Origin of the sequence: Kribbella sp. NPDC051770 (assembly GCF_040681455.1) — a bacterium.
GTDB lineage: Bacteria > Actinomycetota > Actinomycetes > Propionibacteriales > Kribbellaceae > Kribbella.
Map to the genome: position 1 here is coordinate 755798 of NZ_JBFAYT010000001.1, position 24389 is coordinate 780186.

Genomic DNA, 24389 nt, shown 5'->3' on the forward strand with positions numbered 1-24389 from the left:
ACGAGGTGTCATCAGTTCGGTCATGACAGCCGCACCCGCGGGTCGATGAAGGCGTAGAGCACGTCGACGACGATGTTGGCGAAGACCACGAAGAACGCGGCGACCAGGACGACGCCCATCACCACCGGCAGGTCGTTGCCGAGGACGGAGTCGATCGACAGCTTGCCCAGGCCCTGGATGCTGAAGATCCGTTCGGTGATCACGGCACCGCCGAGCAGCGCGCCCAGGTCGAGCCCGAAGATCGTCACGATCGGCGTCAGCGCGGCCCGCAGGCCGTGCTTGAACACCACCGTGCGCTCGCCCAGGCCCTTGGCCCGCGCGGTCCGGATGTAGTCCTCGTTCATCGTGTCGATCATGTTGGCCCGGGTGAGCCGGGTGTAGAGCGCCGCGTTGACCAGCGCCAGCGTCACCCAGGGCAGGATGTAGAACTGCAGGAACGGTCCTATCCCCGCGGTCGGTGTGGAGTTCGCCTGGTCCGGGTACGGCAGGATCCCGCCCTTCACGATGAAGACGAACACGAGCAGGTAGCCGAGGACCAGCGTTGGGAACGAGACACCGAACAACGCCAGTCCGACGCTCAGTTTGTCGACCCACTTGCCCTTGCGCAGCGCCGCTATCAACCCCAGCAGCACGCCGGAGACCAGCCAGAGGACGGCGGCCCCGGTGGCCAGCCAGAACGTCGGGCCGATCGCGTCGGCGATCGAGTCGCTGACCTGCAGGCCGTTCTGCAGCGAACGGTCCAGGCACGGCCAGGAGCAGTGCTCCTGCGAGCCTTCGGAGCCGAGCTCCCGGCCGCCCGGGTTGACGATGCCGCTCATGTAGCGGCCGTACTGGACGATCAGCGGGTCGTCGAACCCGTACGAGGCGTTCACCTCGGCGATCCGTTCGGTGTTGCAGTCCTTGCCGCAGATCAGCAGCGCCGGGTTGGCCGGTGTCGCCCAGAACAGGAAGAAGGTGATGGCGCTGATCGCGAACAGGATCAGGACCATCTGCAGCAGGCGGCGGACGATGTAGTTGAACACGGCTTCGGTCAGCTCCGTCCGGCTCGCGGGTCGAGCGCGTCGCGCACCGAGTCACCCAGCAGGTTGAAGGCGAGCACTGTGATGAACAGCATCGCGCCCGGGAAGAAGAGGTAGAGCGGGTTGCCCTCGTACCAGTTCGAGGCGTCGGAGATCATCCGGCCCCACGACGAGGTCGGCTCCTTGACGCCGACGCCGAGGAAGGAGAGCGCCGCCTCGGCCGTGATGTAGGTCGGGATGATCAGCGTCGCGTAGACCAGCAGCGTCGGGATCAGGTTCGGCAGGATCTGCTTGAAGATCACGTAGCCGGGGCCAGCGCCGAGCGAGCGGGCCGCGTCGATGAACTCACGCTCGCGGATCGACAGCGTCTGACCGCGCACGATCCGGGCCAGGTAGGCCCAGCCGAAGAAGCCGAGCACGAAGATCAGCACGCCCATCCGCAGCCCGTTGTCGTCGGGGATGCCGAAGGTGTCCTGGGCCCGGTCGGCGATCACCGGCGTCAGCGCCAGGATGAACAGCAGCGTCGGGAAGCTCAGCAGGATGTCCATCAGCCGGCTGATCAGGGCGTCGACCCAGCCCCGGAAGTAGCCGGCGACCATCCCCATCACCGTGCCCAGCACGACCGCCACGACGGTACCGCCGAGGGCGACCAGCAGCGACGCGCGGGCGCCGTACACGAGCCGGGCGAAGACGTCGCGGCCGTTCTGCGGCTCGACGCCGAGCCAGTGCTCGGAGCTCATCCCGCTGCCGAACAGACCACCCTTGGGGATACCGCCCAGCGAGTTGTCCAGCAGGTCGTTGCCGTGGCTGTCCTTGAAGTTCGGCTGGTCCGGCGGGAAGCCGGAGATCTTCACGATCAGCGGCGCGAAGACCGCGATCAGGATGATCAGCAGGATGACGATCGCGCTGATCAGCGCGATCTTGTCCTTGCGCAGCCGTGCCCACGCGATCTGCCCGAGCGAACGGCCTTCGATCTGCTTCGCCTCGGCCGTCTCCGCGATGTGTTCCGCGGGGAGTCCGCCGTCGGGCGGGGAAGCCTCGGTCGCTCCCAGAGTCATTGTGTTTCCCCCAGCCCTTCCCGGTCGAGCGAAAATGGCTTTTCGCGGCCTGGCGGGAACCCTACAAATCTCGCAGTGTGGACGCCACGGGACGGGCCAGCCTGTCGCTGAATCGTGACTGATCACCCATCCGCGACAAGATGGTGACCCAGTGTCACCAGAAACGGCCGGTCGGCCGGGAGCCAGCAGAGAGTTCCCAGGTCAGCGGCCTGCACCCAGCGGATCTCGGTGTGCTCGCGCAGGACCGGTAACCAGTCGTGACCGGCCGGTTCGGCCAGGTAAACCCGGAGAACGTATTTGTCCCCGATGAACTGTTCACCGGGCAGCGCGGCTCCGACGGTGATCCGCAGGCCGAGCTCCTCCTCGATCTCGCGCTCCGCGGCGGCCTGGTCGGACTCCCCCGGCTCGACCTTTCCGCCCGGGAACTCCCACCCACCGTCCGGCCCCGGCCGCAACGCCGCCAGCACCCGGCCCTCGTCGACGATCGCCACCCCGACGACCACCCTTCTGTCCATGCGCCGACTGTGCCATCCCCTCGCGAACTGTCGGTTCAGGGGGTGTATGCCGGTTCCCCGCCGTAGCGAGCAGGTGCCCGGTGCGGTAGCTCGGCGTGCGGGAGACGAGGGTGCGATGCGAAGCATCGTGCGCTTGGCTCCCGTGCGGCGAGGTGCCGTGCCGGGTGCCGCGCAGTAGGCGGGGAACCGGCATACACCCCCTCACCACGCAGGATGGCGGCATGCCGCTGCAGAACAGAGTCCTGCCGAGTCAGGAGATCGTCGCGAGTCCCGGCCGCGGGCTGCTGATGGGCAACCGCGGCTCGCTGCACGACGCCGACCGGCAGCTCGGCACAATCCGCTGGCGGTCGAAGGCCTGGCTCATCTGTTTGCTCGACTACAAGGGAGTGCAGCGCGACCCGATGCCGCCGGGGCGGTGGACCGCGCTGTTCTTCTTCGACGAGGCCGTCGCACTGGCCGCCGGTCATCGCCCGTGCGCGTACTGCCGCCGTACCGACTTCCTCGCGTACGCCGACGCCTGGGCCCGCGGGCACGACCTGGCGGCCCGGCCGAAGGCCGCGGCGATGGACGCGGAGCTGCACCGCCAACGAGTCGAACCCCACAGTCGCCGGCAGCGCACGACGTCCGGCGTACTGGGGGAACTGCCTGACGGCGCGATGATCGCGGACACCGGCGGACCGGCGCTCGTCCTCGGCGGCCAGGTCCGCCCGTGGTCCTGGAACGGCTACGCCGCAACGGCAACGCGGCCCCTCGAGACCGTCGTGACGGTGCTGACCCCGCCCGCGAATCTCGTTGTACTGAAGGCCGGATACGGCCCTTTACTCCACCTGAGCGCGGTCGGCAACAAAGGGGAACCTAACTAAAAACACGCCGTACCGAAGGGTCTTCCGTTGTGCGCCGAGCGGAGGCAAAGTGTGCCCATACTTACAGCAACAAAACCATTACTGGAGTCGGTATGGGCGATGGCAGCAGCAGTGTGGCAGCTGTGCAACGCGCACTCGAGGCGCTGCACGGAAGCGTCGGCAAACTCAGCCAGGAGTACGGAGACACCCTCGGCGTTCGCCGGCTGGTCTCCGACGTGGCCCGGTTGAGCGACGACCTGGCCGAGCTGGGCTCGCCGGACCCGCGGCACAGACCCGGACCTGTTCCGGAGGAACTCGAGGAGATTCCCGACGTGGAGTATGACGCGTCCATGTGGACAGAAGCAGAGCACGAGGGCTTCGGAGCACCGGACCGGCGCGCGCCCTGATGGCTATTGGTGTGAACAGTCCCGGTCGCGCGCAGATCGGGCAGAAGACGCTGCGAACCGACCGCTGGTGGCTGGCGCCGCTGCGGATCGGCGTGATCCTGGGCTTCTTCGTCGTCTACGCGACGGTCCGGATCTTCATGAACAAGTGGTACTGGGTCGACGAGCACCACTACCTCACTCCCCTGTACTCGCCGTGCATCACCGAGTCCTGCGTCCCCGGGTCGAGTCACCTGGGCACCTGGTTCGGTGAGTTCCCGCGGGTGATCCCGTTCAGCATCATCACCTTCGCGGTGCTGGCCGGCTTCCGGGGCACCTGCTACTACTACCGCAAGGCCGGCTACCGCTCGCTGTTCTTCGCGCCGTCGGCCTGCGCCGTCCCGGAGCCGCACAAGAGCTACACCGGCGAGCGGAAGTTCCCGCTGGTCGCGCTGAACCTGCACCGCTACTTCTTCTACGGCGCGCTGGTCTTCGGCCTGCTCAACGTGTACGACGGCGTGCTCGCCTTCCACGGCACCGACGGCGGCTTCGGCATCGGCCTCGGCACGCTGATCATCTGGATCAACCTGGTCGCCCTGTGGCTGTACACGCTGTCCTGCCACGCCTGCCGGCACATCGTCGGCGGCCGGCTGAAGAACTTCTCCAAGCACCCGTTGCGCTACCGGTACTGGACCTTCGTGTCCAAGCTGAACCCGAAGCACGGCACCTTCGCGATGGTGTCGCTGTTCACCGTGATCCTGACCGACGCGTACATCATGTCGCTGTCGGCGGGCTGGTTCTCCGATCTGCGCTTCTTCAACTGATACGGACGTTAGTTACCTATGACTGAACTGGAACGACACCAGTACGACGTGATCGTGATCGGGGCCGGCGGCGCCGGTCTCCGGGCCGCGATCGAGGCCCGCGAGCAGGGCAAGCGCACCGCGATCGTGTGCAAGTCGCTGTTCGGCAAGGCGCACACCGTGATGGCCGAGGGCGGCTGCGCGGCGGCGATGGGCAACGCGAACTCCAACGACAACTGGCAGGTCCACTACCGCGACACGATGCGCGGCGGGAAGTTCCTGAACAACTGGCGGATGGCCGAGCTGCACGCGCAGGAAGCCCCCGACCGGGTCTGGGAGCTGGAGACCTACGGCGCGCTGTTCGACCGGACGCCGGACGGCCGGATCAGCCAGCGCAACTTCGGCGGCCACTCCTACCCGCGGCTCGCGCACGTCGGCGACCGGACCGGGCTGGAGCTGATCCGCACCCTGCAGCAGAAGATCGTCTCCCTGCAGCAGGAGGACTTCCAGGCCACCGGCGACTACGAGGCCAACCTCAAGGTGTACGCCGAGTGCACGATCACCGAGCTGCTGAAGGACGGCGACGCGATCTCCGGGGCCTTCGGCTACTGGCGCGAGTCCGGCCGGTTCATCCTGTTCGACGCCCCCGCGGTCATCCTGGCCACCGGCGGGGTCGGCAAGTCGTTCAAGGTCACCTCGAACTCGTGGGAGTACACCGGTGACGGTCACGCCCTCGCGATGCGGGCCGGCGCGACGCTGATCAACATGGAGTTCATCCAGTTCCACCCGACCGGCATGGTCTGGCCGCCGTCGGTGAAGGGCATCCTGGTCACCGAGTCGGTCCGTGGTGACGGCGGTGTGCTGCGCAACTCCGAGGGCAAGCGGTTCATGTTCGACTACGTGCCGGACGTGTTCCGGGCGCAGTACGCGGACACCGAGGAAGAGGCCGACCGCTGGTACAAGGACGCCGACAACAACCGGCGCCCACCGGAGCTGCTGCCGCGTGACGAGGTCGCCCGCGCGATCAACTCCGAGGTCAAGGCCGGGCGCGGTACGCCGCACGGCGGCGTCTTCCTGGACGTCTCCACCCGGCTCCCGGCCGAGGAGATCACCCGGCGGCTGCCGTCGATGCACCACCAGTTCAAGGAGCTGGCCGACGTCGACATCACCGCCGAGCCGATGGAGGTCGGGCCGACCTGCCACTACGTGATGGGTGGCGTCGAGGTCGACCCGGACACCGCGTCGTCCGTCGTACCGGGGCTGTTCGCGGCCGGTGAGGTTGCCGGGGGCATGCACGGCTCGAACCGGCTCGGCGGCAACTCGCTGTCCGACCTGCTGGTCTTCGGGCGCCGGGCCGGGATGGGTGCCGCGATGTACCTGGACTCGCTCGGGGACGACCGGCCGCAGATTGCCGAGGCCGACATCGACGCCGCCGCCGCGGAGGCGCTGGCGCCGTTCGAGCTGGAGGGTGGGGAGAACCCGTACTCCATCCACCAGGAGCTGCAGCAGTCGATGAACGACCTGGTCGGCATCATCCGGCGGGCCGAGGAGATGGAGCAGGCGCTGTCGCGGCTGGCCGAGTTCCGCGGCCGGATCGCGAAGATGACCGTCGAGGGGCACCGGCAGTTCAACCCCGGCTGGCACCTCGCGCTCGACCTGCGCAACATGCTGGCCGTGTCGGAGTGTGTCGCCAAGGCGGCGCTGCAGCGCGAGGAGTCCCGCGGCGGTCACACCCGCGACGACTTCCCGGGCATGAACGCCGACTGGCGCAAGCTGCTGCTGGTCTGCAAGCTGAACGCCGACGGTTCGGTCGACGTGGCGAAGAAGGACCAGATCCCGATGCGCGAGGACCTGCTCGAGCTGTTCGAGCGCGACGAGCTGTCGAAGTACCTGACCGAGGAGGAGCTGCCCGCATGAGCTACACAGGCAAGTTCCGCGTTTGGCGGGGTGACGCCGAGGGCGGCGACCTGCAGGACTACGAGGTCGAGGTCAACGAGGGTGAGGTCGTGCTCGACGTCATCCACCGTCTGCAGGCCACGCAGACGCCGGATCTCGCGGTCCGGTGGAACTGCAAGGCGGGCAAGTGCGGGTCGTGCTCGGCCGAGATCAACGGCATGCCGAAGCTGATGTGCATGTGCCGGATGAACACGTTCGAGGAGGGCGAGACCGTCACGGTCACGCCGATGCGGACCTTCCCGGTGATCCGGGACCTGGTCACGGACGTGTCGTTCAACTACCAGAAGGCGCGCGAGATCCCGGCGTTCACTCCGCCCGCCGACCTGAAGCCCGGTGAGTACCGGATGCAGCAGGTCGACGTGGAGCGTTCGCAGGAGTTCCGCAAGTGCATCGAGTGCTTCCTGTGCCAGGACACCTGCCACGTGATCCGTGACCACGAGGAGAACAAGGAGTCCTTCTCGGGCCCGCGGTTCCTGATGCGGATCGCCGAGCTGGACATGCACCCGCTGGACGCGGCCGACCGGCAGCACGAGGCACAGGACCAGCACGGTCTGGGCTTCTGCAACATCACCAAGTGCTGCACCGAGGTCTGCCCCGAGCACATCAAGATCACCGACAACGCGCTGATCCCGATGAAGGAACGCGTCGCCGACCGCAAGTACGACCCGATCGTCTGGCTCGGCAACAAGATCCGCCGCCGCGGCGCCTGAGGCACCCGCCGGGGCGCCTGAGGCACCCGCCGGGGCCGTGACCACCATCGCGGGGCTGTGAACAGGTTATTTCTTGTTCACGGCCCCGCTTTGCTGTTCGCACCATCGACCCACGCCGCAACTCGTGGGCCAGGGTTGGTTCACTCCCGCGAGGGAGCCGCCTCACCTGTCCGGGTGAGACATTCCCCACGTCCGGTCTCTTAGGGTGCTCGGCATGGACGTCTTGCTGATCGGGCTGGTGAATCTCGTCATCTTCATGGTGATCTTCGTGCCGGTGTCGCAGCGGCTGCTCGGGGTGCGGTTCGGGCTGGGGCGGATGGCGATCGGGGCGCTGCTGACGCTGCTGATCTTCAGCCCGATCATGAACGCGCTGGTCGGTCCACTCCCCTGGACCGGGTCGAACGGCGCCGCCGCGGCGTACCTCGGGCTCACCGCGCTCTGCTCGATGCTCGCCGGGCTGATCTTCCTGGTGCTCTCCGAAGCCCTCGTCCCGACCGGCTCGCTCCCCCGCGTCCGCGACCTGCGCCGCGACGTCGGCGGCCGCATCGCCCGTACCCGGCGCTACCTGCAGATCCTCCGGATCGCCGTACGCCGTGGGCTCGGCCCCTACCTCCGCGGCCGCCGCCGACCGGGCCGCGAGGACGCCGCCGGGCAGGCCGATCTCGCCCGCTCCCTCCGCCTCGCCCTCGACGAAGCCGGGGTCACGTTCGTGAAGCTCGGCCAGGTCCTGTCCACCCGCAGCGACGTGATCCCCGCCTCGGTCGCCAACGAGCTGAGCCGCCTCCAGGACCAGGTCTCCCCCGCGCCCTGGCCCGAGATCGAGCACGCGTTGACCGAGGAGCTCGGTGCGCACCCGCAGCAGATCTTCCACGACTTCAGCACCGAACCGCTCGCCGCCGCCTCCGTCGCGCAGGTCTACACCGCTCGCCTCGCCGACACCGGTACGGCGGTCGTCGTGAAGGTCCAGCGCCCCGGCATCACCGCGCTGGTCCAGCGCGATCTCGACATCGTCCGCCGGCTCGCCCGGATGCTGGAGCGCAACACCGACTGGGGTCGCGCGATGGGTGTCCGCGCGCTCGCGGAGGGGTTCGCCGACGCGATGCTGGAGGAGCTCGACTTCACCGTCGAGGCGGGCAACATGACCAGCGTCGCGGCCGGTCGCGCGGTCGCGGGGAACGCCGACGTCGTCGTACCGGAGCTGTACCCGCGGCTGTCGACCCAGCGCGTCCTGACCATGCAGCGGCTCGACGGCGTCGGCCTCGGCAACGCCGCCGCCGTCGTGGCCGAGCGCGGGCTGGACGGCGCCCGACTCGCGAAGACGCTCTTCGACTGCCTGCTGAGCCAGGTCGCGATCGACGGCGTCTTCCACGCCGATCCGCACCCGGGCAACTTCCTGCTGCTCACCGACGGCCGGCTCGGCATGCTCGACCTCGGCTCGGTCGGGCGGCTCGACCCGTCGACCCGCGAGGCGCTGCAGCGGTTCCTGCTCGGTGTCGACCACGGCGACCCGGTCTCGGCGACCGACGCGCTGCTCGAGATCGTGAACCGGCCGGACGTCGTCGACGAGCAGGCGCTGGAGCGCGCGGTCGGCCAGTTCATGGCACGGCACCTCGGCGCCGGGGCCGCGCTCGGGCCGGCGATGTTCAACGACCTGTTCCGGATCATCACCGCGCACGGGCTCGGCGTCCCGCCGGAGGTCGCGGCGGTGTTCCGCGCGCTGGCGACGATCGAGGGCACGATCGCGCGGCTGTCACCGGGCTTCGACCTGATCGCGGCGTCCCGCCAGTTCGCCGCCGCGCACGTCACGGACCGGCTCGCTCCCGATGCCCTCCGCCGTACGGCGACCGAGGAGCTCGCCACGCTGCTCCCGATGCTGCGCCGCCTCCCGCGCCGGATCGACCGGATCGCCGCGGCCGCCGAGTCCGGGCGGCTCGGCCTGAACGTCCGGCTGTTCGCCGACGAACGCGATCGGCGGCATTTCACCTCGATGCTCCATCAGGCCCTGCTCGCGGTACTCGGCGCGACGGCCGGGGTGATGGCGGTCCTGCTGCTCGGTACGCCGGGCGGCCCGAAGGTCACCGACTCGATGACGCTGTTCCAGTTGTTCGGCTACAACCTGCTCGTCATCTGCGCCGTCCTCGTGCTGCGTGTCCTGGTGCTGATCTTCCGGCTTCCAGACGCCCGACGCAGCGGTTGACCTCAAGCGGACTTGAACGTCAACGATGGTCCGCATGTCTCTGTCTCATGCGGACCGGCCGCGCCTGTTCGGCCGCGAGCACCTCGCCCTGGTGCTCGGCGTCGTCGGCCTGGTCACCCTCGGCGCGTTCGAGAACCGCGCGGTCGGTACGGCGCTGCCGACGATGGTCCGCGAGTTCGACGCGCTCGGGAGCTTCGGCCTGGCCAACGCCGCGCCGAACGCGTCGTACCTGGTGTCACTCGCGCTCGCCGGGCTCTGGGCGGACCGCCGCGGCCCGGTCGCCGCACTGCGGGCGGGCGCGATCATCTTCGCGGCCGCACAGCTGCTGGTCGGTACGGCGCAGTCGATGCCGATGGTGATCGGCGGCCGGCTGCTCAGCGGCTTCGCCGAGGGGCTGCTCGACGTCGCGCTGATGGTCCTGGTCGCCCGGGCGCTGCCGGCCACGCTGCGGCCACGGATGTTCTCGCTGTTCGCCGCGATGTGGATCCTGCCGTCGGTGGTCGGCCCGGTCCTCACTGGCGTCGTCACCGAACAGGTCGGCTGGCGCTGGGTGTTCCTGGGCGCGCTCCTGCTGCTCGTCCCCAGCTGGCTCTGCCTCCGCCCGGCCCTGCGGATGCTCGCGGCCCGAACCGACGCGAGCGCCTCTGAGCCGACCGACCCCACCCCCGAGCGCGACGCCAACGCACTCGCGGCCGCCCGAGCCTTGTTGCCCTGGGCATTCACCGCCTCGGTCGCGCTCTTCACCCTCACCTGGGCCGGCGACCAACTCGAAGCCCACGCCACCACCGCCTGGATCGCCATCCCGGTCAGCCTCGTCGTGCTCGGCGTCGCCGCCGTCCGCGTGATGCCCGCCGGGACCTTCACCGCCCGTCGCGGCTTCCCCGCCGTCGTCGCGGTCCGCGGCCTCGGCGGTGCCGCCTTCGCCGGAGCCGGCGCCTACCTCCCGCTGCTGCTCACCGTCCTGCACGACTTCAGCCCGTCCAAGGCCGGCGTCACCCTCTCGATCACCGGCGTCAGCTGGGCCCTCGGCTCCTGGCTCCAAGGCCGCGACCACGGCTTCGAACGCCTCACCGTCCTCCGCGCCGGCCTCGCCCTGATGACCGCGGGCACCGCCGGTACGACGCTCCTGGCCTGGACCGGCGACACCTGGCTCGGCCTGATCAGCTGGTCCGTCGCGGGCATCGGCATGGGTCTCAACTCTTCGAGCGTCTCGGTCCTCACCCTCGACCTGTCCGACGCCACCAACTCCGGCCGCAACAGCAGCAGCGCCCAGATGGCCGGGACGATGAGCATCGCCGCCGTCTTCGCCCTGTTCGGCACGCTGCTCGCGATCAACGCCGACCACCCGACCGGCTGGGTCTTCGGCGCGATCATCACCACCAGCGCAGGACTCGCCCTGGCCGGCCTGCTCACCTCGGCCCGGATCAGCCCGAGGCCGATCAGCCCGAAACCATGATTTGCTTGAGTAAGCTAATCTTTGCTCATGCGAGCAAAACGTAGCCTGACCGAGCAGGCCCGCCGGGCCCAGATCGTCGCGGCGGCGATCGAGGTGATCGCCCGCGACGGCGCGAGCCAGGCGTCGTTCAAGGTGATCGCGCAGGAGGCCGGCCTGAGCAGCACCGGGCTGATCTCGTACCACTTCGCCAACAAGCAGGAGCTGATCGAGGAGGTCGGCCAGGAGATCCTCGCCCGGTTCGCTGAGTTCGTGCTGGCGCGGACGCAGGGCATCGAGGAGCCGGCCGCCGTCCTGCGCGGGTTCGTGGAGGCCAACATCGAGTTCCTCCGCACCCATCGCAGCCACGCGTCCACGCTGGTCCGGATCAAGCAGGAGCTCGCGCCGGTCGCGCTGGCCCGGTCCGACCAGGCGCAGCTCGCCGAGGTCCTGCGCACCGGTCAGCGGTCGGGCGCGATGCGGGACTTCGACCCGCACCTGGTTGCGGTTTCCATCCTGTCGATCCGCGACGGCTTGATCCGGCAGCTCGACCTCGAGCCCGAGCTCGACCTGACCGCCGCGGCCCACGAGTTCAGCACGCTCGTCGACCTCGCCACCCGGAAGGCCTGACCGATGCTCCGACGCCGTACCGCCGCCCTGCTGGTAATGCTCGTACTGGTTGCCGGATGCAACGAGAAGCCCACGGCAGCAGCACCGCCACCGGGCCCGGTGGTCCGCACCGACACCGGCGAGGTCAGCGGTACCGTCCTGAAGGACCGCCGCGTCTTCCAGGGCATCCCGTACGCCGCACCGCCGGTCGGCCCGTTGCGCTGGAAGCCGCCGGCGCCGGCGAAGCCGTGGACCGGCGTCCGTCAAGCGACCAAGCCCGGCAACCGCTGCCCGCAGAACAAGAACGCCATCGCCGACCTGGGCAGCACCACCGAGGACTGCCTGGTCCTCAACCTCACCACCCCGGCGACCGCGAGCCCCGAGCAGCGCAAACCGGTGATGGTCTGGATCCATGGCGACGGTGCGATCGGCTCCGGCGACCAGTTCGACCCCGAACGGCTGGCGGTCGACGGTGACGTGGTCGTGGTGACCTTCAACTTCCGGCTCGGCATCTTCGGCGGCTTCGGCCTGCCGGGCCTGCCCGGCTCCGGCACGATCGGTCTGCAGGACCAGCGGGCCGTGCTCGAGTGGGTCCAGCGCAACGCCGCCGCCTTCGGTGGCGACCCGGGCAACGTCACGCTGTTCGGCGTCTCGTACGGCGCGACGTCGACCGGCGCGCACCTGCTGACCGAGAAGTCCCGCGGCCTGTTCCACCGCGCGATCCTGCAGAGCGCGTTCACGGTGATGGACATGCCCGCGGGTGCGACGTACCCGGGCATCCCGGCGCTGCCCTGGTACGGCTGGACGACGACCAAGGACGCCGAGACCCAGGGCCAGGTCGTCGCGAACCAGCTCGGCTGCAAGGATCCGGCCACCGCGCTGGACTGCCTGCGCAAGGTCCCGGTCGCCAAGCTGCTCGCCGTACCGCAGGTGATGAACATCTTCCAGCCGTACGCCCTCGGCAACGACGAGCTGCCACCGGACCCGGTCCGCGCACTGGAGGCGGGGCAGTTCACGGACGTCCCGGTGATCGCCGGTACGACGCGCGACGAGCACACCACCTTCGTCGCCTTCTTCCGCGAGCTGGCCGGCAGCCCGGTCACGAAGGCCAACTACCCCGAGCTGCTGCGGACCGCGTTCGGGGCCGACGCCGCGAAGATCGCGGCGGAGTACCCGCTGTCGGCGTACAGGACGCCGGCGCTGGCCTGGGCCTCGGTGCTCACCGACCGGCTCTGGGCCAAAGCGCAGCTGCGGCAGAACCAGTTGCTCTCGGCAAAGAACCCGCTGTGGTTCTACGAGTTCGCCGACCGGGACGCACCGCTGGACATCCCGTTCCCGCCCGGTTTCGACCCCGGCGCCTGGCACGCCGGTGACGTCGGCTACGTCTTCCGCACCGCCGCTGAGGACAAGACGATGACCAAGCCGCAGATCGCCTTGTCGGACACGATCATCGGCTACTGGTCCGCCTTCGCCCACCATGGCGACCCGAACCGCGACGGCCTCCCGGCCTGGCCGAAGTTCACCGGCCCGGCCACCGTCCAGTCCCTGGCGCCGAACGCGATCCGTCCGGTCGACTACGAGCGGGAGCACCGGCTGAAGTTCTGGGCAGCCATCGCCTAGAGTGTCGCCATGGCTGAGCTGCTGACCGACGACCAGATCGACCAGGCGATCCGCGACCACCTCCCGGAGTGGAAGGTGCAGGACAACGCCCTGGTCCGCAGCATCAAGAAGGACAACTTCCTGGACGGGATCCGGCTGGTCGCGACCGTCGCCCAGCTGGCCGAGTCGATGAACCACCACCCGGACATCGACATCCGCTACACCACGATCACCTTCCACGTCGCCAGCCACGACGCCGGCGGGATCACCGACGACGACCTGGTGCTGGCCCGGCACATCGACACCGCCGCGGGCTGACCGAAACCGTCATCCGGAAGTTGCTTACCCGTTAACTAGATCGGGCGAAAGTTTCCGCCCGATCGCCTTGGCTCACCGGTATGACTTCTTCCGTACGACCGCGCGTCGCCGCCGCCGGTGCTGTCCTGCTGGCCGCGATCGCCGGTCTCGCGATCGCCCCGGCCGGCGCCAGCGCCGCAGGCAGCCTCACCCTGCCCCTGGGCGACCAGGACCTGACCGAGACCCGCAGCGCCCAGACGCTGACCGACGGCGTCACGCTGACCAGGATCAGCCGTGGCACCGAGCCGGCCCCGGCCGACCAGATCAACACCACCACCCGTGGGCCGTGGCTGATCAACGTGCTCACCATCGACCCGAAGCAGGCCAAGGGCTACGTCAAGGCGACGTACGGCCCGGACCTGGCCAAGACCGAGAAGACCAGCGCGCTGGTCGCCGGCGCCGGTGCGCTGGCGGGTGTGAACGCGTCGTTCTTCACGTTCACCGCCAGCCAGCAGTACCCCGGTGAGCCGGTCGGCCTCGGGATCTACGACGGCAAGCTGCTCAGCGAGCCGCTGACCGACCCGGCCGAGACCAACTTCGTCATCGACGCGAAGTCGAACAAGGCGCTGATCGGTCACGTCAGCTGGACCGGCACCGTGGAGAACAAGAAGACCAAGGCCGAGCTGCCGCTGGAGTTCGTCAACCACCCGCCGGTCGTCCCGGCCGCGTGCGCGACGCTGACCGCGCAGACCGACTGCACCGTGCCCGGTGACATCTCGCTGTTCACGCCGGAGTTCTCCGCCGCGACCCCGGCCGGCGCCGGCATCGAGGTCGTGCTGGACAAGAAGGGCTGCGTCGTCCGCACCGCGACCGTCCGCGGTACGGCGCTGGTCGCCGGCCAGACGTCGATCCAGGCCACCGGTCAGGACACCGTCAAGCTGTTCCAGACGCTCGCCGGCGGCTGCCTCGACACCGAGATCGCGCTGAAGGACGAGAAGGGCAAGAAGCTCTCGCTCAAGGACAGCCTGTACGGCGTCACCGGCCGCGGCCTGCTGATGCGCGACGGCCAGGTCGTCGAGCAGCCGACCGGCGGCAGCTTCAACGACCGCAACCCGCGGACGCTGGCCGGCACCACCAAGGACGGCAAGCTGATGTTCGTCACCATCGACGGCCGCCAGGGCGTCAGCGTCGGCACCACGATGACCGAGTCGGCCGCCCTGGCCAAGTCCCTCGGCCTGCACGACGCGATGAACCTCGACGGCGGCGGCTCCACCGCGATGGCCGTCAACGGCGCGGTCGTGAACCACCTGGCCGGCGCCGAGCGCCTGGTCGGCGACGCCCTCGTCTACGTCGACGCGAAGTACAAGAACTGACCGCTTCCCGCCATGTCGAGGGTCGGCCAGCCTGAGTGCTGGCCGACCCTCGCCGCGTCCGCCTGAATGGTGGACATGCAGATCCTCGCCGCAGCCCTGATCGCCTCGACGCTCACCGCCCCCGGTTGGTTCTGGACCGTGCCGCACTGCGACACCGTGTACGGAGACGGAGGCGTCACCTTCTCGGTCGACGACGGCGCGAGTCTGGCGCCGACGAAGCAGAAGCTGCAGCGGGTCACCTACGCGAAGGTGGCGACGCTGAACGAGCCGAACGTGCTGATCGCGATCGGGCGGCAGTCGATCCAGCGGTCGGCCGATGCTGGTTGCTCCTGGCAACAGATCGACAAATCGCCCGGTGACCTCGCGACGTACGACGTGACCGCGGGGCCCGGCCGGACGGCGTACGTGCACAGCGTGAACGACCAGCCGATCCATCGGGTCGACGGGACGCGGGTGACGACGACGCAGGGGCCGACCGCGGGGAACGGGATCGCCGCACTGCACGCCGGGCAGGGGATTCTGCGCGTGGTCGCGGGCGACGGGCAGCTGTACGACTCCAGCGACGACGGGGTCAGCTGGCAACGACGCGGATCGGCGCCGGCGCGCGATCTGTTCGTGTACGACGCCGTGGTCGACCCGCGCGACCCCGACCACGTGGTCGCCGGGGTGATGTCCGACGGGGTCTACACCACCTTCGACGGCGGGCGGACCTGGACACACGCGGCCGCGGTCGAGCGGGTCAACGCGTTCAGTCTCGCGATCTCCCCCGCCGATCCGAACCGGGTCTGGATGGAGGGCTACGACCGCGACCGGAGCACCCGTTTCCTCTGGCAGTCCGACGACGGCGGCCGCAAGTTCCGGCCGGTGCTCGACGAGTCCCGGGCCACGCTCTACAACGGCAACAAGCTCTGGCCGAGCCCGGTCGACCCCGACCTGCTGTACTTCGCGTACGGCACCTCGTTCGCGAACTACGGGTCGGACCTCTATCGGTTCGACACGTCCACCGGTGAGCTCGGCAAGCAGCACAACAGCTTCGACGGGATCCCGGGGCTCGCCTTCAACCCGGCCGACCCGAGCCTGCTCTACCTCGGCCTGGCCGAAGAACGTTGACCGGCTTCCGGGCGCGCTGGTGAGGATCTGACATGCTGGTGCGGTGACGACCGCTGAGGAGTACCGCCTGCTGGGGTTCAGTGCCGAGGACCAGGCCGACGCCGAGAAGCTCGAGGTCGACCCGGTGCTGGTGGCCGAGTTCGCCGCGCAGTTGCGGAAGGCGATCGGCGGGGTGCCGGTGGAGGGTCAGCTGAAGGCGCCTGACGACCCGATGGTGTCGCTCGCGGCGTACCTGGAGACGCTGCCGGACATCCGGCGGTACCACCAGGAGCGCGGGGTCAGCGACGAGATCAGCTGGGCGACTCTGGCCGACCTCGGTCAGCAGCTGAAGGTCAACCGGCGGACGTTCGGCAAGTTCGGCCTGGAGACGCACTGGTGGGTCACGACGTACTGGACCGGCGCGCTCTACGCGCTGGGCCGGCTGCAGTTCCTCATCCACCCGCTGCCGGAGGAGCCGAAGGTGCCCGGCGTCGAGCCCGGCGAGTGGGTGCTCGGCGTGCACATCCCGGAGACCGGGCCGCTGACGCCCGAGGCGGTCGACGACAGCTTCGACCGGGCGCGCGCGTTCTTCGCCGAGCACTTCCCCGAACACCCGGTGAAGACCGCGACGCTCGGGTCCTGGCTGATCGACCCCTACCTGCTCGACCACCTGCCGCAGGACTCGAACATGGTCCGCTTCGGTCGCCGCTTCACCCCGTACGGCGAACCGCGCGACTCCCAGGACAGCGCGATCTTCTTCACCTTCCGCAGCCACGACCTCGGCAAGCTCGACGAGTTCCCGCAGGACACCGCGCTGCAGCGGCTGATCGTCGCCCGGATCAAGGCCGGCGGCACCTGGCAGACCGGCTTCGGGTCCCTCAGCCTTTAGGTACGCCGTACTTGGTCAGCCAGGCGATCAGCTCGACGTTGCTGACGCACTTCACGTCGGGCTGCTTGCAGGTCTCGGTGACGAACGTGGTGAGCGCGTCGGAGTAGACGCTGTTGTTCCACCGGTTGAAGTGGTTGCCGAGGAACAGCGGCGGGTTGTTCCCGGCGCGCGACCGGGCCAGCGCCTGCCGGTACGTCGCCAGCACCTGCGCCTTCAGCTTGGGCGCGTGCGACAGCGGCGCCTTGCGGGCCTTGGTCTGGGCGTACCAGAGGTTGTAGTCCATCGTCAGCGTGCTCTTGCGGGTCCCGGCCAGGTCGACCGACTGCAGCGGGAAGTCCCAGACGCCGTCCTCCTTCTTCGGCCAGGCGATGTAGCCCGGCTCGGAGGCGTCGTACAGCATCCCGCGCTGGCGCATCACCTGCCGGTACGCCGGCCGGTTGCCCTCCAGGCACGGCGTCCGCATCCCCTTCACCGTCGAGGGGTCGAACGGCGCGGCCAGCGGCTTGCCCGCGGCCAGCGAGGGCCCGTTCCGAACCATCGTGTCGAACGCGTCCAGCTCGGCCTTCCACTGCGTCGCCGACCACTTGTCGATCCCGGTCTTGCCGCAGAAGTGCCCGTTGGCGTGGGTGCCGATCTCGTGACCCTCGGCGATCGCCTGCCGCAGCACGGTCGCCCGCGCGATCGCCTTCGGCGCGTCGGCCCAGCCGATGTCGGAGGCCCCGGGCTTCTTGTACGGCGGCTTGTAGTCGGTCTTGCGCGCCTCGGGGTACAGGTACGGGCCGGACAGGAAGAACGTCATCCGGGCGTCGACCTGCTTGGCGACGGTCCGCCAGTGCGACCAGAGCGCGAGGTCACCGGCGCCGTCGAAGGAGACCACGACGAACAGCGGGGGTTTCCCGTTCGGCAGCTTGCCCGGGAACGACCTGGTCACCGGCGCGGCGGCCGGCGGCTTCACCCCCGGCGTCAGCGTGGTCGACGGGTCGGGCTCGCTCGGCTTGGCCGTCGGCGTACCGGACGGTGGTTTGCCGGACGGGCTGCCACTTCCCTCGTTGCTCGGTGCGGTGTCGGCGCAACCGGCCGCCAGCGCGGCCACCACTGCGGTCAGCGCGATCAGTCGCTGACCCCGACGCGGAACATTCCCCAGAACTGTGCCCCCGGACATACCCCTACTGACGCACGAACCCGCGCTCCGGTTGGCCCGGGACACGCGACCGGGTCGAAAGCGTCCGGATAGTCGTTACTGCGCCGCAACCTTCGCCGCTTTGCGGCGAGCCGCGATCCGCCGGGTGGTCTCCAGCACCAGCCCGATGGTGAAGGCGAGGCTGAGGCTGAACGCGAGCGCCTTCAGCGAGTCGTGCGCGAACGCGTCGCCGCCGAGGTACCCGAGCAGGGCGACGTAGGTGTAGGCCACGGTGACACCGGCCGCGGTGAACAGCACGAACTTGCGGAACGAGTACGCCGTCGCGCCCGCGGTCAGCGTCGCGACCATCCGGGCCCCCGGGATGTAACGGACCGTCATCAGGATCAGTCCACCCCGCGTGTGCAGCGCTCTGCTGACCTTGTCGTACATCGCCTGCCGGGCCTCCCGGCGGCGCATCCAGCGCCGCAGCGCGGGTCCGGAGCCGCGGCCCATGAAGTAGCAGACGCACTCGCCGATCACCGAGCCGGTCATCGCCAGCACGATCACCAGCAGCAGGTTCTGGTGGCCGGCCGCGGCCGCCATCCCGGCGGTGACCACCAGGCCCTCGCTCGGGATCACCGGGAAGACGGCGTCCACGGCGGCGGCCAGGAAGAGGATGAGCAGCAGCCAGTGGGACGCCATCGCGACGCTGAGCAGCTCCCGGGCGGCGTCCATCAACTCTGTCACGACCCCGAGCATGCCATCCGGTGTCAAGGTCCTCCCAATCGCGCGGCGGTGGTTCGGGGCCGGTGGGGCTGAATTCACCCAGTGTTCACAGGTGGACGGACAGCTCCGCGATCCCGTTCATCAACAGCCCCGGCGTACGCCGTGGGTCGCCGCCGGGCTCGGCCAGCCGCAGGTCCGGAAAGCGGTCGAACAGCATCCCGAGCGCGACCCGGCCCTCGAGCCGGGCCAGCGGCGCGCCGAGGCAGTGGTGGATGCCGTGCCCGAAGCCGAGGTGCTGGTTGTCGGCCCGGGCGATGTCGAGCTCGCCGCCGGCGCCGAACTTCGCGTCGTCACGGTTGGCCGCGACCAGCGCGAACACGATCACCTCACCGGCGCCGATGGTGCGGCCGGCGATGTCGATCGGCGCCTTGGCGATGTACGGGATCGCGGCCTGCAGCGGGCCGTCGTACCGGATCAGCTCCTCGACGGCGGCCGGGAGGCGTTCCGGCTCGGCCTTGAGCAGCGCGAGCTGGTCGGGGTGGGTGAGCAGCGCGTGCACGCCGTTGGTGATCAGGCTGACCGTGGTCTCGTGCCCGGCGGCGAGCAGCAGGTACACCATCGAGGTCAGCTCGTCGGTGCTCAGCCGGTCGCCGCCGTCGCGGGCCGCGAGCAGCGCCGACAGCAGGTCGTCGGACGGCGCGACGACGCGGCGGTCCTCGATCATCTCGCGGATGAACTCGACCATCGCCAGCGCGGCCTCGATGTACTCCTCGGGCGTGTGCACGGCCGCGTTCACCACGATCGACGACCAGCGCCGGAAGTCGTCGCGACGGATCGCGGGGATGCCGAGCAGCTCGGAGATCACCGTGATCGGCAGCGGGTAGCTGTAGCCGCTGACCAGGTCGACCGGGCCGTCCGCGGCGGCCATCTCGTCGAGCAGCCCAGCGGCGATTTCACGGATCCGCGGCTCCAGCAGCTCGATCCGCCGCCGGGTGAAGGCCGCCGAGACCAGCTTGCGCATCCGCGTGTGGTCCGGCGGGTTGGCGTTCAGCATGTGCCGTTCCATCGAGTTGACCAGGTCGTCCCAGACCTGGTCGCGGTGCGGCCCGTCGAGCGGCGACCGGACGACGTCCGGGTGCGCCAGCAGCTGCCGGGCCTCGGCGTACCCGGTCACCAGCCAGACCGGCACTCCGGTGAACAGGGTCACGTACTGCAACGGCCCCTGCGCCGCTGCCTCCGCGAACCCCTGCAGGCGAGCACGGCCACTGGTCTCGGTGAATGGCGAGGTCACTCCACTACCGTACGGGCGCAGAGGTTGACCCCGTTGGCGCGCCGGGCGGACGGTGGTCTGCGCGCTCCGGCCGGACGCGCTGTCGGAGGTCGAGGTCTGGCTGGGCGACCTCACGACGTACTGGAACCGCACGGTCGACCGGCTGGCGGACCTTCTGGAGGGGAACGGCGATGGTGAGTGACATCCGGATCGAGCGGGTGCTGAAGGCCCAACTCGAGGACGTGTACGCCGCGTGGACGCGGGCCGAGCTGCTGGCGCGCTGGTACTGCCCGAACCCGGCGCTGGCGCTGAAGGTCGACGCCGATGTGCGGGTCGGCGGGGCGTACGTCGTCGAGATGGGCCCGTACGTCGTCCGCGGCAGCTATCTGGAGGTCGAGCCGCCGCACGTGCTCGCGTTCACCTGGAAGTGGGACGAGGACGAGGACGCGCCGTCGACCGTGCGGGTGGAGCTGAGCGCGGTCGAGGAGGGGACGCGGATGCTCTTGCTGCACACAGGTTTCACCGGTCCGGAGGATGCCGCCAACCACCTGCAGGGTTGGGAGCCAGAGCTGGACCGGCTCGAGCAGCTGCTCGCCGCCGGCTGAGCCGGTCGGAGGAGCTGCTCACGCTTCGGTGAGCTGCTCGGCCAGCTCGGTGCGGCTGTGGATGCCGAGCTTCGTGTAGACCTTCCGCAGGTGGTACTCGACCGTCTTCGGGCTCAGGAACAGCTTCGCCGCCGCCTCCCGCGTGCTGTGCCCGTCAGCGAGCAGCTGCGCGACCTGCCGCTCCTGCGGCGTCAGGTCGTCCGCACTGCTGTGCTCCCGCCGCCGCGCCGTCTCCCCCGTCGCCTTCAGCTCCCCCGCCGCCTGATCCGCCCACGTGCCAGCGCCCAGATGATCGAACATCTCCACCGCCAGCCGGAGCTGCACCCGCGCATCCACCCGCCGCCGAGCCCTCCGCAGCCAGGACCCGTAGACCAGATGCGTCCGCGCCGTCTCGAACAGGTCCGGCGTCTGCCCGTGCAGCCGCAGCGCGCTCACCAGCAGGTCCTCGTCATCGTTGACCAGCCCCCGCACCCGCGCCGCGCGAGCCAGCGACCACGGCAACCCCTTGTGCGCCGCGCGTTCAGCGAACGCCTCAGCCGTCACCACCGCGTCCTCGAGCCGCCCGAGCCGCAGGTAGATCTCGACCAGCTCCGGCGCCGGCGACAGATCCGGGTCGAGCATCCCGCCGGTCCCGAGGATCTCCACCAGCCCCTCGTACGCCGCCAGCGCACCCGCGGGATCGCCCTGCCCGAGCGCGAGATCGCCCAGCGCGAACGACGACCAGGCGAGCCCGATCCGGATCCCGCGCGGCGTGCACAGCGCGACCGCCTCGGCAGCCTGCGCGTGGCAGTCCTCGGTCCGCCCGCGGCGCGCTGAGAGCCAGGCCTGTCCCGCGAGGTTGACCGCCAGCTCGGTGGTCTGCCCGGTCTCGCGCGACAGCCGGATCCCTTCGTCGTACGACGTCGCCGCGTCGGCCCAGCGGTCGGTGGTCGCCTGGTCGCGGGCCAGGTGGAACAGGACGCCGGGCAGCAGCCCGAGCGCGACGCCGTCGCGGCTGTCGCGGAGGATCCGCTGGATCACCTCGCGGCCCCCTTCGCGTTCGCGGAGGAAGAGCGGCGCGATGACGACCCACACCTGGTGCCGCCGGTCGAGCGTGACGCTGCCGGACAGCGACACCGCCGTACGGATCTGCTCGCTGCCGCCGCTGCCTGCGAGCACGCGGCCGACGCCGCAGGCCAGCAGGCCGAGCAGGCGGCTCTCCGGTTGGGCGATGCTCGGCAGGAGTGCGTCGAGGGTGTCGGCGACCTGAAGGGCTGTGGCGGTGTCGCCGAGATGGAAGCAGGCGTTGACGACGTCGCTCAGCAGCCGGACGCGGGTGGGGAGGTCGTCGGCGGCCTCGGCGGCAGCGAGCAGGATGTCGCGGGCCTGACCTGGTGAACCGCAACGTACGGCGATGTCGCCGCGAAGCTCTTGAGCGCGGATCGCGACAACCGGTGTGATCGTGCGCCGCAAGGCTTCAACAAGTAGTTCTTCGGCACGATCAGGCAATCCAGCGAACCACGCGGCCTCACCTGCGGCGACCAACCTGCGCGCCTGTTCCGCCGCATCGTCCGTGAGTCGAGCGGCTCGCTCCAGCGCCGTCGCCGCGACCGCGTGCGCGCCCCGCTCGACCGCGTGCCCGGCGACCACCTCCAACTTGCCCGCGACCTCGTCGTCCGCCCCGAGCACCGCCTCCGACAGGTGCCACACCTGCCGGTCCGAGTCGGCCAGCACCCCAGCGATCGCCTGATGAACAGCACGCCGCGTGCCCGCCGTCGCGCCGGCATACACCGCCGACCGCACCAACGGATGCCGGAACTCGACCCGCCCGTCGGCGATCCGAACCAGCCCGGCGTCCTCAGCCTCAGCCAGCACAGCAACGTCGACACCAAGCTCCGCGCAGACCGCCGCGACCAGCTGCAGCTCCCCGTCGTCGGATGCCGCCACCAGCAAGGCGATCCGGGCCTGCTCGCTGAGCCGGTCCGCCTGCGCGGAGAACGCCTCCGCGAGCAGCCGCGACACCGGCACCGGCGCCCCGGGACGGACCTTGTGCAGGTTCTTGGGATCGAGCTCCAGCAAGGCCAGCGGGTTCCCGCCCACCATCCGGTGCACCTGCGCGACCTCCGCCGTACGCCGTCCGACCAGCTCGCGCGCGTCCTCCAGCCCGAGCCCGTCGAGCCGCAGCACCGGAAGATCCGCCTCGGCCAGCGGATGAGACTCCCCTGCCCGCCCGGCGACCAGCAGCACGATCGGGTCCGCCACCAGCCGCCGCGCCGCGAACACCAGCGCCTCGGCCGACGGCCGGTCGATCCACTGCGCGTCGTCGACCAGCACCGCCAAGGGCAACTGCTCGGCGTACCGGCACAGGAGGCTCAGCGTCGCCGCCCCGACAGCAAACCGTTCCGCCGCATCCTCTGGTCTCCCCGGGGAGGCGGGCGCCGGCGAGGTCAGCGCCAGCGCGGCGGCGAGCGCATCGCGCTGTGGTGCTGGGATCCTGTCCAGCTCCCCGAGCGCCGGACGCAGCAGCTGCAGCAGCGCCCCGAAGGGAATCTCCTGCTCGGTCTCCGTCCCGCGCGCCCGGAGCACGCGCAACCCGGCGGACTGCTCGGCCGCCTGGTCGAGGAGGGTGGTCTTGCCGATCCCCGGTTCGCCCGAGATCAGCAGCACCCCGCTGGTTCCCACCCGCGCCCCCGCGACCAACCGCCCGATCGCCCGCCGCTCGGCCTCCCGCCCGATCAGCATTCTCGGAGTCTAGGACTAGGTGGCCCACCTGATGCGACTGCTCGGCGCCGGCTTCTAGCGTCGCGAGCAGAAGAATCCCAGGGAGGGGAAACCGAAATGACCACCATCGACCAGCCCGTCACCGTCGACGGCGACAAGCTGATGCAGTTCGTGTTCCAGGCCGTCGGCGAGGTCGGCGCGACGCTGAACGCGGCGCTCGTCGTCCTCGGCGACAAGCTCGGCTACTACCACGCGATGGCCGGCGCCGGCGGCCTCACACCGGCCGACCTCGCCGACCGCACCGGCACCCACGAGCGCTACGTCCGCGAGTGGCTGAACGCCCAGGCCGCGGGCGGCTTCGTCAGCTACGACCCGGCGACCGGCCTCTACACGCTGCCGCCCGAGCAGACCGTCGCGCTCACCGACGAGGACAGCCCGGCGTTCCTGCCCGGCTTCTTCCAGATCGCGCTCGGCACCGTGCAGGACACCGACCGGATGGTCGACGCGGCCCGCAGCGGCGCCGGGATCGGCTGGCACGAGCACGACTCCGACGTGCATCTCGGCTGCGAGCGCTTCTTCCGGCCCAACTACATCGCCAACCTCGTCGACGGCTGGCTGCCGGCCCTCGACGGCGTCGTCGAGAAGCTGACCAGCGGCGCGAAGGTCGCCGACATCGGCTGCGGCCACGGCTCCTCGACGATCCTGATGGCCCAGGCCTTCCCGCGCTCGACGTACACCGGCTCCGACTACCACGCCGAGTCGATCGCGACCGCCGAGCAGCGGGCGGCCGACGCGGGGGTCGACGTCACCTTCGAGGTCGCCGGCAGTACGGCGTACGGCGGTCAGAACTACGACCTGGTGACCACGTTCGACGCGCTGCACGACATGGGCGACCCGGTCGGCGCCGCCCGGCGCGTCCGCGAGTCGCTGGCCGGCGACGGCACCTGGATGATCGTCGAGCCGATGGCCGGCGACCACGTCGAGGACAACCTGAACCCGGTCGGCCGCGCGTACTACGGCTTCTCGACGCTGCTCTGCACGCCGGCGTCGCTGTCGCAGGAGGTCGGGCTCGGGCTCGGCACCCAGGCCGGTCCGGCCCGGATCCGTGACGTGGTGACCGCGGCCGGTTTCACCCGGTTCCGGGTGGCGGCGCAGACGCCGTTCAACCTGGTCTACGAAGTCCGCCCCTGACACAGT

Annotated in this window: 23 protein-coding genes; 16 read left to right on the plus strand and 7 right to left on the minus strand. The window is 69.9% G+C overall.

Annotation, left to right across the window (positions count from 1 at the left end; translation table 11 throughout):
* Positions 1-20: 20 nt before the first annotated feature.
* From AB0M01_RS03530 to AB0M01_RS03540, 3 genes are all read right to left on the minus strand, one after another.
* Entirely contained in the window at positions 21-1022 is a 1002-nt protein-coding gene (locus AB0M01_RS03530) for an ABC transporter permease (protein WP_363665277.1), read from the minus strand.
* An 8-nt stretch (positions 1023-1030) separates the two neighbouring features.
* Entirely contained in the window at positions 1031-2077 is a 1047-nt protein-coding gene (locus tag AB0M01_RS03535) for an ABC transporter permease (protein ID WP_363665278.1), read from the minus strand.
* A gap of 122 nt (positions 2078-2199) precedes the next feature.
* Entirely contained in the window at positions 2200-2592 is a 393-nt protein-coding gene (locus AB0M01_RS03540) for an NUDIX domain-containing protein (protein ID WP_363665279.1), read from the minus strand.
* 221 nt (positions 2593-2813) lie between these two features.
* Here AB0M01_RS03540 and AB0M01_RS03545 point away from each other — a divergent pair, with 221 nt between their 5' ends.
* The 13 genes from AB0M01_RS03545 (at position 2814) to AB0M01_RS03605 (ending at position 16771) form a co-directional block, all read left to right on the plus strand.
* Entirely contained in the window at positions 2814-3455 is a 642-nt protein-coding gene (locus AB0M01_RS03545) for a hypothetical protein (RefSeq protein WP_363665280.1), read from the plus strand.
* A 122-nt stretch (positions 3456-3577) separates the two neighbouring features.
* On the plus strand, positions 3578-3841 hold the full coding sequence (locus tag AB0M01_RS03550; protein ID WP_363665281.1) for a hypothetical protein: 264 nt from the start codon (positions 3578-3580) through the stop codon (positions 3839-3841).
* Between the two features lie 11 nt (positions 3842-3852).
* The gene (locus AB0M01_RS03555; protein WP_363665282.1) at positions 3853-4641 is read left to right on the plus strand and encodes a hypothetical protein; all 789 of its coding nucleotides are present in this window, start codon (positions 3853-3855) and stop codon (positions 4639-4641) included.
* Positions 4642-4659: 18 nt separating this feature from the next.
* Complete coding sequence (locus AB0M01_RS03560; RefSeq protein ID WP_363665283.1) at positions 4660-6537, plus strand: fumarate reductase/succinate dehydrogenase flavoprotein subunit; 1878 nt, start codon at positions 4660-4662, stop codon at positions 6535-6537.
* Positions 6534-7286 carry a succinate dehydrogenase/fumarate reductase iron-sulfur subunit gene (locus AB0M01_RS03565; protein ID WP_363665284.1) on the plus strand — a complete coding sequence of 251 codons (753 nt, stop codon included), beginning with the start codon at positions 6534-6536 and terminating at the stop codon, positions 7284-7286. The genes AB0M01_RS03560 and AB0M01_RS03565 overlap by 4 nt, the downstream gene beginning before the upstream one ends.
* 214 nt (positions 7287-7500) lie before the next feature.
* Positions 7501-9483, plus strand: a complete 1983-nt coding sequence (locus tag AB0M01_RS03570; protein ID WP_363665285.1) for an AarF/UbiB family protein — start codon at positions 7501-7503, stop codon at positions 9481-9483.
* A 34-nt stretch (positions 9484-9517) separates the two neighbouring features.
* On the plus strand, positions 9518-10939 hold the full coding sequence (locus tag AB0M01_RS03575; RefSeq protein WP_363665286.1) for an MFS transporter: 1422 nt from the start codon (positions 9518-9520) through the stop codon (positions 10937-10939).
* A gap of 27 nt (positions 10940-10966) precedes the next feature.
* On the plus strand, positions 10967-11545 hold the full coding sequence (locus AB0M01_RS03580) for a TetR family transcriptional regulator (protein WP_363665287.1): 579 nt from the start codon (positions 10967-10969) through the stop codon (positions 11543-11545).
* Between the two features lie 3 nt (positions 11546-11548).
* Positions 11549-13144, plus strand: coding sequence for a carboxylesterase family protein (locus AB0M01_RS03585; protein ID WP_363665288.1), 1596 nt, complete (start codon positions 11549-11551; stop codon positions 13142-13144).
* Positions 13145-13153: 9 nt separating this feature from the next.
* A complete protein-coding gene (locus tag AB0M01_RS03590) occupies positions 13154-13441 on the plus strand; it encodes a 4a-hydroxytetrahydrobiopterin dehydratase (RefSeq protein WP_363665289.1) in 288 nt (95 codons plus the stop codon).
* Between the two features lie 80 nt (positions 13442-13521).
* The gene (locus AB0M01_RS03595; RefSeq protein WP_363665290.1) at positions 13522-14793 is read left to right on the plus strand and encodes a phosphodiester glycosidase family protein; all 1272 of its coding nucleotides are present in this window, start codon (positions 13522-13524) and stop codon (positions 14791-14793) included.
* 75 nt (positions 14794-14868) lie between these two features.
* Positions 14869-15903 (plus strand): hypothetical protein, encoded by a 1035-nt coding sequence (locus AB0M01_RS03600; RefSeq protein WP_363665291.1) that lies wholly within the window; start codon positions 14869-14871, stop codon positions 15901-15903.
* 43 nt (positions 15904-15946) lie between these two features.
* The gene (locus AB0M01_RS03605; protein WP_363665292.1) at positions 15947-16771 is read left to right on the plus strand and encodes an acyltransferase domain-containing protein; all 825 of its coding nucleotides are present in this window, start codon (positions 15947-15949) and stop codon (positions 16769-16771) included.
* On the opposite strand, the gene AB0M01_RS03610 is transcribed toward AB0M01_RS03605, so the two are convergent.
* From AB0M01_RS03610 to AB0M01_RS03620, 3 genes are all read right to left on the minus strand, one after another.
* Entirely contained in the window at positions 16761-17933 is a 1173-nt protein-coding gene (locus AB0M01_RS03610) for a hypothetical protein (protein WP_363665293.1), read from the minus strand. The two genes, AB0M01_RS03605 and AB0M01_RS03610, sit on opposite strands and share 11 nt — an antisense overlap.
* A 75-nt stretch (positions 17934-18008) precedes the next feature.
* The gene (locus AB0M01_RS03615; RefSeq protein ID WP_363665294.1) at positions 18009-18638 is read right to left on the minus strand and encodes a DedA family protein; all 630 of its coding nucleotides are present in this window, start codon (positions 18636-18638) and stop codon (positions 18009-18011) included.
* A gap of 85 nt (positions 18639-18723) precedes the next feature.
* On the minus strand, positions 18724-19908 hold the full coding sequence (locus tag AB0M01_RS03620; protein ID WP_363665295.1) for a cytochrome P450: 1185 nt from the start codon (positions 19906-19908) through the stop codon (positions 18724-18726).
* Positions 19909-19960: 52 nt separating this feature from the next.
* Between AB0M01_RS03620 and AB0M01_RS03625 the strand changes: the two genes are divergently transcribed.
* Together AB0M01_RS03625 and AB0M01_RS03630 are read left to right on the plus strand one after the other, a co-directional pair.
* Positions 19961-20089, plus strand: a complete 129-nt coding sequence (locus AB0M01_RS03625) for a hypothetical protein (protein WP_363665296.1) — start codon at positions 19961-19963, stop codon at positions 20087-20089.
* Complete coding sequence (locus AB0M01_RS03630; protein WP_363665297.1) at positions 20079-20492, plus strand: SRPBCC domain-containing protein; 414 nt, start codon at positions 20079-20081, stop codon at positions 20490-20492. Before AB0M01_RS03625 ends, AB0M01_RS03630 begins: the two co-directional genes overlap by 11 nt.
* 18 nt (positions 20493-20510) lie before the next feature.
* Here AB0M01_RS03630 and AB0M01_RS03635 read toward each other — a convergent pair whose 3' ends face one another.
* Complete coding sequence (locus tag AB0M01_RS03635; RefSeq protein ID WP_363665298.1) at positions 20511-23213, minus strand: AAA family ATPase; 2703 nt, start codon at positions 23211-23213, stop codon at positions 20511-20513.
* Positions 23214-23309: 96 nt separating this feature from the next.
* Here AB0M01_RS03635 and AB0M01_RS03640 point away from each other — a divergent pair, with 96 nt between their 5' ends.
* Positions 23310-24383: a class I SAM-dependent methyltransferase gene (locus tag AB0M01_RS03640; protein ID WP_363665299.1), complete on the plus strand. Its 1074-nt coding sequence runs from the start codon at positions 23310-23312 to the stop codon at positions 24381-24383.
* Positions 24384-24389 lie beyond the last annotated feature (6 nt).